Here is a 16,031-nt window from a genome sequence, read left to right on the forward strand (position 1 = left end):
GCCTCAAGGCTGACTGCGGTCCCTCATCCTGCGGCGGGGAACAGGAGTTTGTGCTGCACGTCCCTGGTCCGGCCCAGGTCCCCCTCGCCGCTCTGGCGGAAACGCACCACCAGGTGCTGGAATGGCGCGACGCCGGCCAGCTCAGCCGTTGCGACCGCGGCCACTTCTGGATTCACCGGGATGCCGAGGTGACGCCCTGGACCCAGAACCAGAAGCTCGGGCATCCGCAGCCGGTCCATCCCGGCGCCGACGCCCGGCCCGTCGGCGCCGAAGTGCCGCTCAATGGACAGTTCCTGCACGTTAGCGTCCACCGCAGCCGCCGCGGCGGCAGCCGCAGAGGGCACGGCCCCTCCACCCCGCTCCGCCAGCACGTCGAAAGCCTCCACCACGCCCGATTCCGTCCGGTACGCGGTCACCGTGCCTGCGAAACCCGCGCCGGCAACGAGCGCACACGCCAACGGCATTCGCTGACGGACCCAGGTGGTCAGTCCGTCCGGATCCCAGGCCCTGCCCAACGGCTCGCTATCGTCCATCAGGAGCGGCGCCAACCCGACACACGAGCCCAACAGCCGTTCCGTGAAGTCGCCTATTTTCAGGCCGGCGCTGGCCTCATGGAGCACGCTCCCTCGGATCACGGTGGCGCGGCATGGTGTGTGGCCCTCCGGCAACGGGGCCCCGGCGAAGCCGTCCTCCAGCCCCGCGGCTCCGGGCGTGACCCACGGAATGCCAGCCGAGCGAAGAAACGCGAGCATGGGGTAGCTGGGCCGTGCCGTGCGTTCTGTCTGCACGGTCACAATGCCCTGCCCGGCCGCGCCCTGCGCTGCTTCACGCAACCTTGCGAGCAACGTGCGGCTCAGCCATGGCCGCCGGCCTGGGACCCGGACCACTGCCAGGGGCGCGCCGCTCATGTGCCCTGTGCCGCTCGTTTGCCCCAGTCCGCGTTGATGAGCTCATTGGACTGCGGATCCATGAGCAATCCCCGGGTGCCGACCACCGTGATCATTAGGAAAGACCGAACCGCCTCTGCAGTGTCCTTGTCATTGGGGCAGCTGATCTCGGAGACCCACGCGTCGCCCCGCAGCTGGGCTGCGGTCTCGCTGCCGTAGATCCTCCCGAGCTCCTCGCCGGGGACCCTGTGAGGGGCCGTCAGGAGCGCCAGGTCGTCGCCGTCGAAGCCCAGGACCAGGTGCTCCGTGTCTTTGACGGCCACCACGGTGAACTTGTTCTCAAACTGTTCAGAGGCGTACGCGAACCGTCCCCGCCGAGGATCTTCAGGGCAGATGAGGTGGAATTCGTAGGTCACTGCGGGACCTCGCCGTCAAACTGGAATGTCTGGATCATGACGGGGTTCCGGCTGGGCCGCAGGATCCTGGCTCGTCCGGTAGCCAGGGGCAGGGGCCGCTCACCGTTTGCGATGACTCCTTCGGACCTGTCCCCGGAGAACAGGATCACCGGGGACCCGGCAGCCCGGAGGCCGGCGATGAACGGATCATGGACGGTGACGGCCGCGCCGCTGGTCCGGCCCGTCACCAAGGCGTGAAGCCCGACGTCGGCACCGGAGGGAAGATATCCGGCCAGCGGCCGCAGAGGCTGGTTGCCGGTGGCAACGAGGATGTCGTAGTCATCCACGAGAAGCACGATCCGCGGAGTCCGCACCGGCGCTGTGCTTCCGTCACCGAGCCGGTCACGCACCTGGCTGGCCACGAACTCGGCCAGCTGGCCAGCCCTTTGGCCGTTGGCAGCATACTCGCCCAGGTATTCCTCGGGAATGAAGTTCTGGAGCTGCTGGCGGGGATCGAACACGGCGAAGACCAGCTCGCCGGGCTGGTGCGCGGTTATCAGCTGGGCTGCTGCCGTGCGGAGGAGGTTGGTTCTGCCCGTTTCGGGGTCGCCGAAAATGACGGCGCCGCGGTCGCTTCCCAGCAGCTCCAGCTCCTCCACGCCGGCATCCTGCTCGCGGATGCCCAGTGCGATCGCGCCCGGGGCGGAGCGGTGTTCGGATGGAAGGACGGCGCGCCCGGGGAGGACCCGGACCGGGGCGGCGCGCCGGGTGGCGTATTGCGACAGCGCGGCGGACAGCTCGACGAGATCCCGGCCGGCGCTGCCTGGGTCGGCTGTCTCAGCGAGCGACGGCAGCGCGAACTGGCCGATGGTCTTGTCCATGGTCAGCGCCCTGCCGGGCCGGTTGGCGCCGAGGGTGCTGGCCAGACGGCGGTCGATCGAATCTGCGGGGTCGGAGATGTGCAGCTCGATCCTGTTGCCCAGCAGGGACTGGCGGGACATCCGGACCTCGGACCAGCTGCGGACAGTCACCAGCACGTGGACTCCCAGGGAGCTGCCGCGGGTCATCACATCCGTGACCACGTCCTCAAGTTCGGGGAACTCCGTGGTCAGGCTCCCGAAGCCGTCGATCAGCAGGAAAGCGTCGGTACAGCCCAGTTCCGGGACGCCGCCCCGGCTGCGCAGCGCGCGCATTGCGGGCAGGGAGTCCACGGCGTGCCTCTCAAAGGCGGCCTGCCGCTCGGCTATCAGATGCTGCACTTCCTCAAGGGTGCGGCGGATCAGTTCCCTGTTTCCGCGTCCCGCCACGCCGCTGCAGTGCGGCAGCCCGGCAAGCGCCGCCAGCGAGTTGCCCTGCAGATCTACTGCGTAGAGGTTGACGTCGTCCACGCTGTGGCTCAAGGCGAGCGACGCGGCAACGGTTCGCAACGCCGTTGAACGTCCGCTCTGGGGCGCGCCGATGACGGCGAGATTCCCGCCGCGCGCGGTCAGGTCCAGATGCCACGGGCCCTGCCACTGCCGCGCCGGATCGTCGAGGATGCCGACGGACGGGTTCAGGTAGCGGGGCTGCCGCAGCCGCGGCCCGGCGGATGTCAGGTCCAGGGAGGCGCCGGTCCTGCCCAGCGCCACCGCGGCCGGCAACGGCGGCAGCCAGACCGGCGGCGTCTGCCGGGGCTGGGCGGAAGCGAATCCCACCAGCGATGACAGGATGGTCGCCGCCTCCGCGGGGACGGCAGCTCCCAGCTCCGGAGGGGCCGGACGAGGTACGACGGCGTCTGCCGCCGCCGTACTTTCGGCAGCTTCCCGGGTGTCCCGGGCATCGAGACGGAAGGTGCCGACGGGGAGGACGGCATCCGCCTCCTCGAACCGCTCGTCCTCAGCCGAAGGAAGCGCAACGGAGACGTACGCGGCACGGAACCGTTTGAACACCGTGGTGTCCACCTTCAGGATGCCGTGTCCCGGGGTGCTGGGCAGGTGGTAGGCATCCGGCACATCGATAATGGTCCGGCTTTCACTCTCGGAATTCGTGTGCAGGGCAATGCGGTAGGCGAGGTAGGTCTCCAAGCCGCGCAGCATTCCGGTCTCAACCTTCTGGGAAGCGAGCAGCAGGTGGATGCCGATCGAGCGGCCGATCCTGCCAATGGAGAGGAGCAGGTCAATAAAGTCCGACCGGGCGGTGAGAAGTTCGCCGAACTCGTCGATGCACACGAACAGGTAGGGCATGGGGTCAGCCAGCGCGGGGTTGTCCGGCTGGCGGTCCCTGGCCTGGCGGTAGTCATTGATGTGGGCAAAGTCCCCGCCGTTTTTCAGCAGCTCCTGGCGCCGTTTGACCTCCCCGGAGAGGCTTGAGTAGATCCGGTCCACCAGGCTTGCGTCGCTGACCAGGTTGGTGACCAGTCCTGCCACGTGGGGCGCTTCCTGGAAGGGGGCGAAGGTGGCCCCGCCCTTGTAGTCCACCAGCACCATGTTCAGGTCCTTGGGGGAGTGCGACGCGATCAGGGACAGCACGATGGTGCGGAGCAGCTCACTCTTGCCGGACCCGGTGGCACCGACGCACAGGCCGTGCGGTCCCATGCCCTGCTGGGCGGGCTCCTTCAGGTCCAGGTGGACGGGCGTACCGTCCTCGTCCTCGCCGACGGCGATCCGCAGGAAGTCAGTCCCGCGCGGCGTATTCCACAGCTGGAGCATGGCCTCTGCCGTGTAGCCGTCCAGGCCCAAAGCCTCGGCGTAGCTGCGGGATGACTTGTGTTGGCCGAACTCGTGGGACAGCTCGGAAAGCCGCAGCGGTGCCAGTGACCGTGCCACAGCCTCCGCCACCACCATGGGAACCTCATCTGCGGTGCCGATGATTGCCTGGCCGCTGGCCGTGACCTCCAGCGTCAGCGTATCCGGTGCCACCGTCAGCCTCAGGTCCACCGTGCCAGGCTCCTGCTGCTGCCCGGACAGGACGTGGATCCTGGTGACGGCCAGCTGGCTAAGAGGCACCTCGGGCGGCAGTCCAGGCAGCGGCGCCGCGTTCTGGCCGGGCAGGTCCGTGATGATGACCAGCCGCGGCAGCGCGTCGGGGGCGAGCCGCTGGAAGTTCCTTGCCGCACTGCTCAGCGCGGCGGCACGGGCATCCAGCGAGTTGCGCAGGAGCGCGGCCAGACCCTGCGCCGAGTCCGCCCAGCGCAGTTTTCCGCGGTCCTGCAGGTGCGGCAGCCACTTGGTCCACTCCCACGCCGCGCCGTCCCGGTCCGCGGAAAGAATGGCCAGTTCCAGGTCCTCGGGTGACTGCCCGGCCGCCAGCTGGCACAGCAGGCTGCGGCACACCATCAGAGCCGTCTCCCGGTCTCCGACGATCGAGATGTCGGAGACCGAGCCGAGGGGAAGGGTCAAGGGCATGTTGGGGGTGCGGCTGAAGCGCTCGCGGAGCTGTTCCGCCTCGGAGAGCATGAACGCGTCAGGCCGCTCGACCGCGTCACCGCTGTCCTGCACGGCGATGTCCCGTCGGGGGACAGTGCCCGTGCCGAACCGTGCCACGAGAAAGTCCCCGGAGGTCCGCCGGCGTTCCCAAAGACGGTGCGGATCATTGATGACCCTTTCCACCAGGTGCCCGGCCGGTGGGTGGGCAGCGTGTGCTGCGGTGCGTGCCTGCTGCTCCTCGCCCTCGAAGTCCTGGCGGCGCCGGCGGACGTAATCCATGTAGAGCCGGCGTTTTCCTGCGCGCTGCCGGGTAGCCTTGCCGCGCTGGGAAAACATGAGGACCACTGACGCCAGGACGGTGGCCACCATCATGACGGCGCCGATGCCGGCCAGCGAGGATCCGCGGAACAGCATCATGACTGTGACGGACGTGGCGGCACCCAGCATGGGCACCAACGCCAGCAGGTTCATGCCTCCTGCGCCCGAGGCCAGTTGTGGCGGTGCATCCAGCCGCGAGGACGGCGGAGCCTGCTCGGGCAGCGTGGTCCGGGCGGGGCGGTGGACAATTCTGGTGGTCATGGTCAGGCCCTGTTTGCGGCAAGGAGCGCCCGGCCGGCGGCTTCGGTGGCGGCAATCCTTGTCCGCGACCCGAGCCTGCTCAGCTGCAGGGCGCCACCGCCAGCCAGATGCCGGTCGAAGGGCAGCAGGTTCCCAGCCGGGTTCCTGCCCTCCAGCCGAGAATGCATCTGCTGCCGCGAGTGCACTGTAACAGCCACCTGCTGCACGTTCGGGAAGGCCTCGGCCAAGGTGTTCCGCACAGACTCCAACCTGAGAGCCCTGTCCTCACCCGGCAGGGCCCTTTCCTCACCGGGAGGGGACACCAGCACCACGGCATGGGCGGTTTCCAGCAGGGCTCCCGCGTGCCGGGACAGGGGAGAGGCTCCGGCGTCCACTACTGTCACGGCCATGAACCGGGACAGGGTGGAGGACACATCTGTCCACTCGGCCAGGGGCACAGGGGAGTCCGCCATCGCCCGCACATCGGTCCGGGCGGCGGCGAACACCTGGTTGCCGCACGCCGCAGCGTTCGCTGTGGCGTCTGGCAGAGTCCGCACCGGCTGGGTGCGGAACTGCTGGATCAGGACGGACAGCGGCGCTGCAGTAGCAGTACCCAGTCTCTGCAGCAGCATGCCCGACTGGTCTGTTGCGTCCACGGCCATCACTGCTTCCTGGCGGATGCTTCCCAGCAGTTTGGCCAGTACGGCGGTGACTGTGGTGGTGCCTGCGCCGCCGGCAGTGCCCAGGACAACGATGCGGCGCCCCGTGGTGATGGGAGCCTCGACGTCGGCGCTGGCGCGGATGAGGCGTTCGGACAGCACACCGGACGTGACGGCGTCGGTCACCTCAAACCGCACGCGCTCCCACAGCGTGTCGCCGCCCTTCCTGCGCGTCCCCGGGTTCACCGCTGGAGAAACGGCAGGGGCGGCCGCCACAGCGCGGGGGCTGGTCGTGCGGGTGCCGGCCGCCCGGGGCCTGGTCACGTGTGCAGCGGTCTCCGAAGCGGAGAGGGCAGTGACCGGCAGGGCCGGTGACATGCCCGGAAAGCCGCCGCCCGCCGTCGTCGTAACCTGTCCCGGGGCTGCGGATGGTTCTCCGGATGATGCGGAGGAGAAGGGGAAACCTGCGCGGGGCTGATCAGCCAAAGGTCTGTCCTAGCTGTGTGTAGGTCCCGGACAAGCCCAGAACCAGGGGGATGGTGGCCAGTACGCAGAGAAGTTCCAGCCGGGAGGCCGTCAAGCGGAGCCGGGCCGCCGTCTCCTCGCGGACCCTGACCACTGAGGCGAGAAGGATGGCCAGGGCCACGGCCCCGACGCCACCCACGAGCCAGGGCTGCCGCAACGCAAGGGAGAGGGCGACGGCGACGCCCAGGCAGGAGCCGGCAGCGGCCAGATACAGTCCCGCCCGCTGGCTCAACAGCGGCAGGGAGAGCCCGCGGAGCGTCAGCGCCCCCAGCAGGGAGAAGGCCAGGGCCGTTGCCCATGCGGGCCTGTCGGCCGCGGTGGCGGTGATGACGGCGGACAGCCCCGCCATGCCGCTTGCGGCCAGAGTCCACCCCGTGAGTGTGGAGTGCGCTGCACGGACGGCGTCCAGTGTGCTCTTTCGGCTGATACGCCTGCCCTGCCGCTGGTCGTCGTCCAGGGCGCTCAGCCCGGTGAGTACGGTGGCCAGGCGCGGAGCAACGCCCACAGCGAAGACGGCAGCGATGCCCGTGGTTCCTGCCGCCAGCGGCACGTCCCCCGTGCTCCAGCCCATGAGCGTCCAGATCCCGCTGAGCCCGGCGAGGAGGCCCGCGCTGGAGAGGAAGGGCACATATCTGCGCGTAGCCACGGCACCGGCGGCAAGGCCTGAGACCACAGCGCCGGCTGAGAGCACGGCCGCCTGGGCGAGAGGCTCCAGCGTGAGGGCGACCGCCACGGCGGCTGCCAGGCCCGCCAGTATCAGGGCAAGTCCGGCCGGCACCGAGCGCCAGCGGCCCAGGGCGGCGCCGGCCACCAGCAAGGCTGCGGCGACGGCCACCGCGACGCCTGCGTCAGGTCCGTCCAGCAACATCACCGCTGCAATGACGGACCCTGCCAGCAGGAGGCCTCCCAGGGAGGCAAGCCCCGTGGTGCGCAGCCGTCCGGACCACAGGGCGGGTGTGCGCTCCGTGGTGTCGGCAGCGAATGAGGCAACGTCGTAGACCTCAGGTGCGGGCGGCACGCTGACGTCGTCGCGAAGGTACAGCAGCGTGCCGTCGGTGATCCCGGACTGGCGTAGGCTGAGCGAGTCCTCGAGCGTGGTCCCGGTGCTGGTGGTCAGCACCGAGGACGCGGCCGGCGCCTGCAGCCCGCCGGTCCTCTTGGTACTCGTCACGGAGCCGTCTTCGTCAGCCATCAGCTGCAGAAGTTGCGGAAGAAGGGAAGCCACCGGCTCGTCAGAAGGGAGCCGCACATCGAGATGCCGGTTGTCACCGATGATGGTGATGCGGCTCAGTGAGGTGCTCATGCGGCTCCCGCCTGGTAGTTGTGCGCCACGGGGGATGCGCCAGCCTGCTGGCTGGACTTACCGGGTTGGCTGGACTGCTCACTGAGCAGGTGCTGGACAAAGCTGTACCCGACGCAGATGGCAGCGATCAGGGCTGCTACCAGAAGCGACTGCAGCAGCCGGGCAGTGAACGTTGAGTAGCTGCGTTCCTGGAGATTCCTGCCAAACAGAAATGCATCATCCAGGCGGCTTTTGCGGACCTTCGCCGACTCGAGAAGCCTTGAGTCGAAATCTTCAGCCATCGCCTGTTTCCCCCTTAGTAAGCAAGCACGGCCAGCTGTGGCCACCGCGCGGCGGCTATCAGCCCTTAAACCTATCGCGGGTTCCGCGTGGCTGTGCAAGTCAAGGGCCTCACGGGGGCTTATTTACTGCATCGACTGGACATATTGCGGCCTCCATGTCCATGCTTGAACGTGCCGTCGCCGTCCGGCGCGGGTACGGTCTCAGAGCATCTTTAGTCTCAGAACATCATTTGGGGGAGTCATGGCCATCTTCGACATGGGCGCGGACACGCTCGGCAGCCTGAACAAGCAGACAGACGCATCGCACCAGGACCTCGGAGCCCTGGTCCGCAGGTTCGTCGACGCTGTTGCTCCGTTGGAGGGCCGCTTCAGCGGTGCCGGAAAAGCGTCCTTCGACTCCTTCAAAAACCGGTCCGATCTGGTGGCCACCGAACTGAACGCTGCACTCGCGGCTATTGTCGAGGGCCAGTCGGGGATGAATACGGCATTCCAGCAGGGCGATCTTGCGGCCAGCGACAACGCCCGCCGCACCGAGGGGTCCGCGAACTTCGACGGCGCCCGCTTCCAGGGGCGCGCCGGCTGAGCCGGGCGCCTGCTGAATTCCGTCACCAACACCCTTTAGATCCGGAACGGAGTAGGGGCCGCCAGGGCTCCGACACAAACCATGACTGCAAACCGCATTGCCTACGACACGAACGTTTCATCCCAGGTGCAGGGAGACATCCAGGCGCTCGCAGCCCAGCTGGAAAGCCTCATCGCCCAGCGCCAGTCCGATGTCAACCAGGCCATGGCTGACTTCCGCGCTGACGGCGTGGATGCCGAGTACCAGGCCGTCGAGGCACGCTGGGGAAGCGCCGCCAACGAAGTGCGGGCCATCGTCACCCTGGTCCGCAGCACCCTTGGGCTTAACGATGAATCCGCCACAACCGCCGCCACTTCTGCCCGCAACGCGGTGCAGGGCATCGGCTGACGCGGCGGTTCATTCCCATGGCAGGTGCATGGAACATCGACGTGCCGGCCAGCCAGGCCGTGATCGGCTCAGCAGCATCGTCTGTCCAGGGGCTGCAGGAGCCAATTGGCCAGATGCAGGCAGCGCTGATGGGTGTCTCCGAGTCGGTGCCCTCGCCCGTGGTCCAGGCGGCCCTCGGCGCCTTGGTGGAGGCCGTGATCGTTCCGGCGACCCAGGGGCTGGTTTCGAAGAGCGTGAACGTTTTGGAGAGCACGGCGGAAGCAGTCGGCCACTACGCGGCCGGTGACCTGAATATGGCAGCGAACGCGGCCCGCGGGGCGTCAGCAATGCCGGCGGGCTGGGCAAAGGCCGCCGGCCCGCAACCGCGGCCCAACTAACCACTTCAAATTTAGGGAATCAGGACGGCGATGAGCAGCGGGTTCGCGGAAGTTTGCACGATTGGGGCCGGAGCAAGCGGTATCGACGCCGGCGGCCTCCCGCCATTGCCCGACGCCGACGCGCTGGAAACGCACGCCACCGCACTTGCCGGGGCCAGTGCATCGATCAGTGCGGGAGTGAATGCCGCTTCCCGGACATGGACCGGCCTGTCCGGCGCCTACGAGGCACCGGAACAAGGCGTGGTGCTTTCTGGATTCTCGCCGATCGCCTACCGCGCGGCCAGCCTGCAGGGCATAACTGAACAGTGCTCCGCGGCGCTGCGTTCCTTTGCCGGGCGGACGCGGGATCTGAAGCTCCGGGTTGAGGCCCTGAGGGCTGAAGTCAGCGCACTGGACGAGCTGATCCTGGGAAATGATGACTGGCAGTCGAAGATCGACATTGTCGATCAGCGCCGCGAAACCTATGACCGCTGCAGTGCGCTGGCCCAGGACATCCTGGATTCAGACGCCGCCTGCGCTTCCGCACTCAATGTACTGGCCGGTGGCGAGAAGGTTTCCGCTGCTGTCATTCCCAGGCAAAACCTGAACGGCTCCACGGACGTCCTGTCGAATGTTTTTTCGAACGTGCAGCACTTCCTGGGCAGCGACCAAGAGATTGCCGACCAGCCATGGGGGCCGGCCAACGTCTCCCTTCGCGCGGGCGGGCTCGCCTCCCTGGGGCAGGGCGCCCTTGCCGCAGTGGTTGGTGCCGGCCAGGGCCTGTACACGCTCCTGGGTACCACGGACAAGGAGCAGCAGGTCCGTGCCTGGCAGGGCCTCGGGATGCTCGCCGGCGCGGCGCTGACCACTCACCGGGCGATCTCGCGGGCCGACGGAAAGTTCTCCGCGGAAGAGTTGAATGCCATGCTCACCGTGGGCGACGCCGTCAAGGGTGCGGTTTACTACGACGAGTGGGGCAAGGACCCGTGGTACGCGGCCGGCGGCGCTACGGTGGACGTTGCGGGACTTTTTGCCGGTGGCGCCGGCGTCGGATTGAAGGCAGGGACGGCCGCCAGCAAGGCGGGAATGGCAGCCGAAAAGATGGGTGCCGCCGCGACGGAGGGCTCCCGACTAGGAAGGCTGGCTCCTGCTTTGGGCAGTTCCGCCGATGCCCTGGGAACGGCCGGTGCCGTCTTGTCGAAGCCAGGCTCTGTTGCCCTGAAGATATCCGACGTCGTCATGCCGGAAACTACGGCGAAGCTGCTGGACAAACTGGCCGACGTCCGCGTCGAAGGGCCCGCGCCCAGCCACACGCCCGACGCCCCGGACCTCCCTCGCACGGGCATAGCCGAAGGCAACGGACCTGCACCTCTGCGGCACGAGGATGCCAGGGTGGCTCGGCCTGGGGCGGCTGAGGAGAGCCCGGCGCCCCGCGGCGAGGGGGCGGGCGACGCTCCCGACGACGATGCCAAGGCGGTTGCCGGTTCGTCCGAGGTCCCGGGCGAACGCGTGCCCCACGTGGACGACGAGCCCAAACCCGAGGACGCGCTGTACGGGCTGCCACGTGATGTCCACGCCGAGCACTCGCCGTACCCTGCGATTACGGATGTCAACAGGGAGACCATGGAATTGGTCTCCGATCCGCAGGCTCCCTGGGGCCGCGCTCCCGAGGGAACTCCGTTCAGCAAAGCTGAGTACGACGAGCGGTACACCAAGCCGGGCAGAGAAGGCGCCGTATGGTCCGAGTATCCGCCCAACGCGGGGAGGGTCCAGGGCACGGGTTGGGATTACATGAGCTTGAAAGCCTTCGTCCGGGATTACGGCGGCCAAGTGGACCGGATAGGTGATTCCGACGGGTCGTACTTGGGACTGATAGAGGATGGCGTACCAGCTAGTTTTGAGGACCGTTCCCTGCCGGTGGCGTCACTGGAGAAGGCATACTCCACGTATCGGTTGGTAGAAGATTGGCCCCCGGGCGCGGAAGGCTGGACGATTGAAGTATCAAAGATTGCTCCTGCCTTCGGGCGGGAAGGCGGGGCCATGCAATTGCAGATTATGGATAATCTGGGTAAGCCAGTCCCGGTCGACTCGCTGCTGGACGAAGGAGTGCTGACGCCGTGAGTGACATGCAGCAGCAGCTGGACGAACTAATGGCCAGAACAGGCGACATGATTGCCAAAGCCGGGCACACAGCCAGAAAGAGCGACAGCGACGGCTCCTGGTACTTTGCCCCGAGCGGCGACAACTACAGGCACGTTCTGGTCCGTGACGGATTGTTCGTTGTTGGACAGGTCGACCGCAACAACCCCGAGTACGATGTTTTTACGTCAGAGTACGCCCGCGATACGGAGCTGTTTATCGTCTTCTGGCTGTGCAGCAGCTGGCGGTCGCAGCGACGTCTTCCCAAGTTGTTGACGGTTCCCGTACCTGTCACGATTGACAAAGTAGCGCCAGGATTCAGCTTGGAACGCGATGGCTCCGCTTGGGTGCTTAGGGAGGCAGCCACCGGCGCTGAGCGGCGTACCTCTAACGCATCGGGGTTGGTTCATTTTTCCCATTACGTCAACATGTCCCCGGAGGAATTGCGTGAGGCGTGCTTGGCGCCCGGAGGGAAACCACCCTTCTTCCCGCTAACGTAAACAAACTTCAAGATCTTTTGGCCTGCCTTTTCCAGAGAGGGAAAGTATGTTTGACGTCTACCCGCCCGATAACGGCGCCCTGCCCGGTGACCGCCTGGCGCTCAAGAGCCTAAGCGAATTCCGCCGGCTCTACGGCGGAACCGTGGACAGGGTTGGTGGTGAGGACGGTTCGCACCTGTACCTGCTCATTGACGGCAACCCATCCAGCTTTGAAGCCAGATCCCTCCCGGTGAATGCGCTGGAGCTGCCCTACTCCCGGTATCAGATGGCCGCAGACTGGCCTCTGGGGACCGAAGGGTGGACTGTGGAGGGTTCAGTCGTGGGCCCCGGCTTTGGCCGCGCCGGAGGAGCCAGCCAGGTGCTGTTCCGCGACGCGGACGGCACAATTCTGACGGTCGACGAACTGCTGAAGGCCGGGGTGCTGACCAAGTGACTATCAATATAGAACCCACCATGTCCCGTTTTCCCGAGTTGGCCAAGGCCGCCAATTACAGCATGGCCAGGTCCGGGGACGACTCATGGTGCCTCTACAATCTTGGCGGGGAAGTCCAGCTGTACCTTCGCGAGGTGGACGGGCGCTTTGTGCTCACCGAGGCCGAGCGCGAACGGTCAGAGCGAATCGTGTTCGTATCGCCTCTCCTTGACGACATCGAGAAGTTCCTGGTGTTCCGTCTCACAAGCCTTTACCGCCGTCGGCAGGGCCAACCGTTGCTGCTGGTCACGCCCGTTCCCGTGACGGCCGACAGCGTGGCCCCCGGTTTCTCACTGCGACTGGTCGGGGACGGCCTGGCCACGCTCACCGAGGCCACAACCGGCGTCGAACGTCAGGGGCGGATCATTCCACTTGTGGAGTTCTCGCACTATTCGGCACTGTCCGCAGATGAGCTTCGGACCTACACGCTGCACCCTGAAGCCTCGCCCGTCTTCAGGGCCACGAACGCCGTCTAAGGTGGTTTCCACCGTGAAGCCGCCGCCGGGGGCCCAGGCTCAACGAACGGGGTTGGTTTCGACGGGCTCAACCTGCGGCGGCTAGTGCAGCCCCATCGCTTCGCGTACCTCGTCCAGGATGTGGTGCATGGCGGCCTCTGCGGCGACGGCGTCCCCGCCGGCCACGGCTGAGGCAACATTCTCGTGGGCTTCGAGGGCTTCCTGGCGCGGCTTGAACGGCATGAGGCCCTGCTGGGTCCGGCTGGTCAGCACCTCGGCCACCATCCCTTCGAGGGACGAGAACATCTCGTTGCCGCAGCTCTTCAGCAGCAGCCGGTGGTAGGCGATATCGGCTGCCGTGAACGCCTCCAGGTCTCCGGCCTCACCCAGCCGCCGAAGCTCCGCGGCCAGGGCCACCAGCTGGCTGCGCTCGGCGGCACTCGCCCGGCGGGCGGCACCGGCCGCGGCAATGGGCTCGACGGCGATGCGCAGCTCGGTGAGGCTGGCGTACTGCTGGGCGCGACGGTCTGACGCGAGGCGCCAGCGCACCAGCTTGGGGTCGTAGACGTTCCAGAGGTCCGGGCTCTGCACCACAATGCCCACCCGGCGGCGCGAGTACACCAGGTTCATCGATTCCAGGACCTTCATGGTGTCGCGGGCGACGGTGCGGGACACGCCGTACTCCTGCTGCAGGCCTTCAAGGGTCAGCCGGCTTCCCGGCGCGAGGCTTCCGGACGCGATGGCCACGCCAACAGCGTCAAGTACGCGTTCATGCATCGCGGGTGACAACCCGCCGTCGTACGCGGTGACCGCGTGGTTCCCTGTCGCCGTCGACATGATCCTGCCTCTCTTTCGCGCCGCAGGCGCTCTCCCAGCGTACCGGAAGATGAGGCAAAGGTATGACCTGTGACACGCAAAGATAGTATCTTTCGCCACAAATGGTGATACCTTATCTCCAGCGCAGTTCGAAACGGACTGCAGATTGAGCTTCTTCCACAAGCCAAAGACGTCTTCTTCGGAGGTAAACGATGCAGTATCCAGCCACGCACCTGGTGGTGATGGGCGTCGCCGGTTCCGGCAAGTCCACGATTGCCGCGGCACTGTCCAAGCATCTGGGCTGGGCATGCGCGGAGGCGGATGAGTTCCACCCGCAGGCCAACATCGCCAAGATGAGCCAGGGTGTTCCGCTACAGGACGAGGACCGCTGGCCCTGGCTGCAGGAGATCCAGAAATGGATGACCGAACGGGCGCGCTCCAGGCACAGCACCGTGCTCACGTGCTCCGCGCTCAAGCGGACATACCGCCAGCTGCTGTCCGACGCCGAAGGCCGCGTCCTCTTCATCCACCTGCACGGCGAGGCGGACGTCCTCAGCCAGCGCATGCAGGGCCGCGAAGGCCACTTCATGCCGCCCACGCTCCTGCCCAGCCAGCTGGCCACTCTCGAACCACTGACCGCGGAGGAACTCGCGGCCGGAAGCCTCCGCCTGGACATCACCCGGTCGCCTGAGGAACTCATTGCGGAGATCCTGGCAGCCCTGCAGCTCCCCTCGAACCGGGAGCTCTCCTCGAACCAGGAGCTCCCCACCGACCAGGCGCCCTGCGCCAACTAGCCACGACCCGGGTTCCGCGCCCCAAAAGCGCGGACCCACCCCCCCAAGTAATCTGCTTCAAAGGAGAACCATGACCATCGAAGGATGGACCCAAACGCTGGGCGCGGGACCGCTGCTGCTCATTGCGGCGGTGGCGATCGGCGTCCTGCTGTTCCTGATCATCAGGCTGCGCATGCACGCGCTGCTTGCCCTGATCCTGGTCAGCCTCGGCACCGCCTTCGCCACGGGCATCCCCGCCAACCAGGTGGTCCCGGTGCTCATCAACGGCTTCGGGACGACCCTCGGAACCGTGGCGCTGCTCGTCGGCCTGGGCGCCATGCTCGGCCGCATCGTGGAAACCAGCGGCGGCGCCAAGGTGCTGGCCGACTACATGATCGGCATCTTCGGTGAGAAGCGCGCCCCGTTCGCGCTGGGCCTGGCCTCGCTGGTCTTCGGCTTCCCCATCTTCTTCGACGCCGGCCTCGTGGTCATGCTCCCCGTGGTCTTCGCCGTCGCCCACCGCCTGGGCGGGGGAGTGCTGCGCTACGGCCTCCCCGCCGCCGGCGCGTTCTCCGTGATGCACATCTACCTGCCGCCGCACCCGGGCCCCGTCTCGGCGTCGGCCTTCTTTGAAGCGAACATCGGCCTCGTGACCATCGCCGGCCTGATCACCGCCATCCCCACCTGGTACCTCACCGCATACCTGTACGGCCTGTGGACCGGCAAGAAGCTGGAGCTCCCGGTTCCGGAACTCCTGGGCCACGCCACCGCCGAGGCCGAATCCCACCCGCCGCGCTTCCGCACCATCATGGGGCTGCTGCTCCTGCCGCTGCTCTTCATCTTCATCAACACCGGCCTGAACACCGCGGCCTCAGCGGGTGTGCTGCCCGCCTCCGTCAAGAACGAACAGTGGTTCCAGTTCCTGCGGACGCTGGGTGAAACCCCGGTGGCGCTGCTCATCACGGTGTTCGTGGCCATGTTCGTGCTCGGCGCCCGCCGCGGCGTCAACAACGGCGTCCTGGAGAACCTGCTCGAATCGTCGCTCGGTCCGGTCTGCTCGGTCATCCTCATCACGGGCGCCGGCGGCATGTTCGGCGGCGTGCTGCGCACCTCAGGCATCGGCGACGCACTGGCCGACGTCCTGGGCCACATGGGCATCCCGCTCATCCTGGCCGGCTTCCTGATCTCGTCCATCCTGCGCATCGCCCAGGGCTCCGCCACCGTTGCCCTCACCACCACCGCCGGCCTGATCGCCCCGGGCGTCGCCGCTGCCGGAATGAACGCCATGCAGGTGGCCGCCCTGGTCATCGCCTGTGCCGCCGGTTCAGTCGTTGCCTCGCACGTGAACGACGCGGGCTTCTGGATGGTGGGCCGCTTCTTCGGCATGGACGTCAAGACCACGCTGAAGACCTGGACCGTCATGGAAACGCTGATCGGCGTGATGGGCTTCGGCATCTCCGCAGCCATCTTCGCCGTGGCCGGGCTGGCCGGTTAGCGTCACGTTCTGGAGTACGACGGCGGGAGGCCGGCAGATCTGC

Annotated in this window: 16 protein-coding genes; 9 read left to right on the top strand and 7 right to left on the bottom strand. The window is 67.1% G+C overall.

All coding sequences use genetic code 11. The annotated features are described in order from the left end of the window. Positions 1-23: 23 nt before the first annotated feature. Genes ACFQ50_RS18470 through ACFQ50_RS18495 form a run of 6 tightly spaced genes read right to left on the bottom strand, consistent with a single transcriptional unit; the run spans position 24 to position 8,012 of the window. A complete protein-coding gene (locus tag ACFQ50_RS18470; protein ID WP_377997091.1) occupies positions 24-908 on the bottom strand; it encodes a DUF6177 family protein in 885 nt (294 codons plus the stop codon). Beyond that, positions 905-1,303: a hypothetical protein gene (locus tag ACFQ50_RS18475; RefSeq protein WP_377997092.1), complete on the bottom strand. Its 399-nt coding sequence runs from the start codon at positions 1,301-1,303 to the stop codon at positions 905-907. The genes ACFQ50_RS18470 and ACFQ50_RS18475 overlap by 4 nt, the downstream gene beginning before the upstream one ends. After that, positions 1,300-5,265 (bottom strand): type VII secretion protein EccCa, encoded by a 3,966-nt coding sequence (eccCa, locus tag ACFQ50_RS18480; RefSeq protein WP_377997093.1) that lies wholly within the window; start codon positions 5,263-5,265, stop codon positions 1,300-1,302. The genes ACFQ50_RS18475 and eccCa overlap by 4 nt, the downstream gene beginning before the upstream one ends. Before the next feature lie 2 nt (positions 5,266-5,267). Beyond that, positions 5,268-6,389, bottom strand: coding sequence for a hypothetical protein (locus tag ACFQ50_RS18485; protein ID WP_377997094.1), 1,122 nt, complete (start codon positions 6,387-6,389; stop codon positions 5,268-5,270). Then, the gene (eccD, locus tag ACFQ50_RS18490; protein WP_377997095.1) at positions 6,382-7,731 is read right to left on the bottom strand and encodes a type VII secretion integral membrane protein EccD; all 1,350 of its coding nucleotides are present in this window, start codon (positions 7,729-7,731) and stop codon (positions 6,382-6,384) included. The genes ACFQ50_RS18485 and eccD overlap by 8 nt, the downstream gene beginning before the upstream one ends. Then, positions 7,728-8,012, bottom strand: coding sequence for a hypothetical protein (locus ACFQ50_RS18495; protein WP_377997096.1), 285 nt, complete (start codon positions 8,010-8,012; stop codon positions 7,728-7,730). The genes eccD and ACFQ50_RS18495 overlap by 4 nt, the downstream gene beginning before the upstream one ends. Positions 8,013-8,253: 241 nt before the next feature. Between ACFQ50_RS18495 and ACFQ50_RS18500 the strand changes: the two genes are divergently transcribed. The 7 genes from ACFQ50_RS18500 (at position 8,254) to ACFQ50_RS18530 (ending at position 12,925) form a co-directional block, all read left to right on the top strand. Further along, positions 8,254-8,595, top strand: coding sequence for a hypothetical protein (locus ACFQ50_RS18500; protein ID WP_377997097.1), 342 nt, complete (start codon positions 8,254-8,256; stop codon positions 8,593-8,595). 81 nt (positions 8,596-8,676) lie between these two features. Beyond that, positions 8,677-8,982: a pore-forming ESAT-6 family protein gene (locus tag ACFQ50_RS18505; RefSeq protein ID WP_377997098.1), complete on the top strand. Its 306-nt coding sequence runs from the start codon at positions 8,677-8,679 to the stop codon at positions 8,980-8,982. A gap of 17 nt (positions 8,983-8,999) precedes the next feature. Further along, complete coding sequence (locus tag ACFQ50_RS18510; RefSeq protein WP_377997099.1) at positions 9,000-9,359, top strand: DUF6507 family protein; 360 nt, start codon at positions 9,000-9,002, stop codon at positions 9,357-9,359. Positions 9,360-9,389: 30 nt separating this feature from the next. Next, on the top strand, positions 9,390-11,459 hold the full coding sequence (locus tag ACFQ50_RS18515) for a glycohydrolase toxin TNT-related protein (protein ID WP_377997100.1): 2,070 nt from the start codon (positions 9,390-9,392) through the stop codon (positions 11,457-11,459). Positions 11,460-11,464: 5 nt separating this feature from the next. Then, complete coding sequence (locus tag ACFQ50_RS18520; RefSeq protein ID WP_377997107.1) at positions 11,465-11,977, top strand: Imm61 family immunity protein; 513 nt, start codon at positions 11,465-11,467, stop codon at positions 11,975-11,977. A 46-nt stretch (positions 11,978-12,023) separates the two neighbouring features. Then, positions 12,024-12,410, top strand: a complete 387-nt coding sequence (locus ACFQ50_RS18525; RefSeq protein WP_377997101.1) for a glycohydrolase toxin TNT-related protein — start codon at positions 12,024-12,026, stop codon at positions 12,408-12,410. Then, the gene (locus ACFQ50_RS18530; RefSeq protein ID WP_377997102.1) at positions 12,407-12,925 is read left to right on the top strand and encodes an Imm61 family immunity protein; all 519 of its coding nucleotides are present in this window, start codon (positions 12,407-12,409) and stop codon (positions 12,923-12,925) included. Before ACFQ50_RS18525 ends, ACFQ50_RS18530 begins: the two co-directional genes overlap by 4 nt. 81 nt (positions 12,926-13,006) lie before the next feature. Here ACFQ50_RS18530 and ACFQ50_RS18535 read toward each other — a convergent pair whose 3' ends face one another. Beyond that, positions 13,007-13,741, bottom strand: coding sequence for a FadR/GntR family transcriptional regulator (locus ACFQ50_RS18535; protein WP_377997103.1), 735 nt, complete (start codon positions 13,739-13,741; stop codon positions 13,007-13,009). A gap of 191 nt (positions 13,742-13,932) precedes the next feature. On the opposite strand from ACFQ50_RS18535, the gene ACFQ50_RS18540 reads away from it, so the two are divergent. Both ACFQ50_RS18540 and ACFQ50_RS18545 read left to right on the top strand, forming a co-directional pair. Then, entirely contained in the window at positions 13,933-14,514 is a 582-nt protein-coding gene (locus ACFQ50_RS18540; protein ID WP_377997104.1) for a gluconokinase, read from the top strand. A gap of 70 nt (positions 14,515-14,584) precedes the next feature. Further along, positions 14,585-15,988: a GntP family permease gene (locus tag ACFQ50_RS18545; protein ID WP_377997105.1), complete on the top strand. Its 1,404-nt coding sequence runs from the start codon at positions 14,585-14,587 to the stop codon at positions 15,986-15,988. Positions 15,989-16,031 lie beyond the last annotated feature (43 nt).

The organism is Arthrobacter sp. NPDC056493, from assembly GCF_042795115.1.
In the GTDB taxonomy this organism is placed as follows: Bacteria; Actinomycetota; Actinomycetes; order Actinomycetales; family Micrococcaceae; genus Arthrobacter.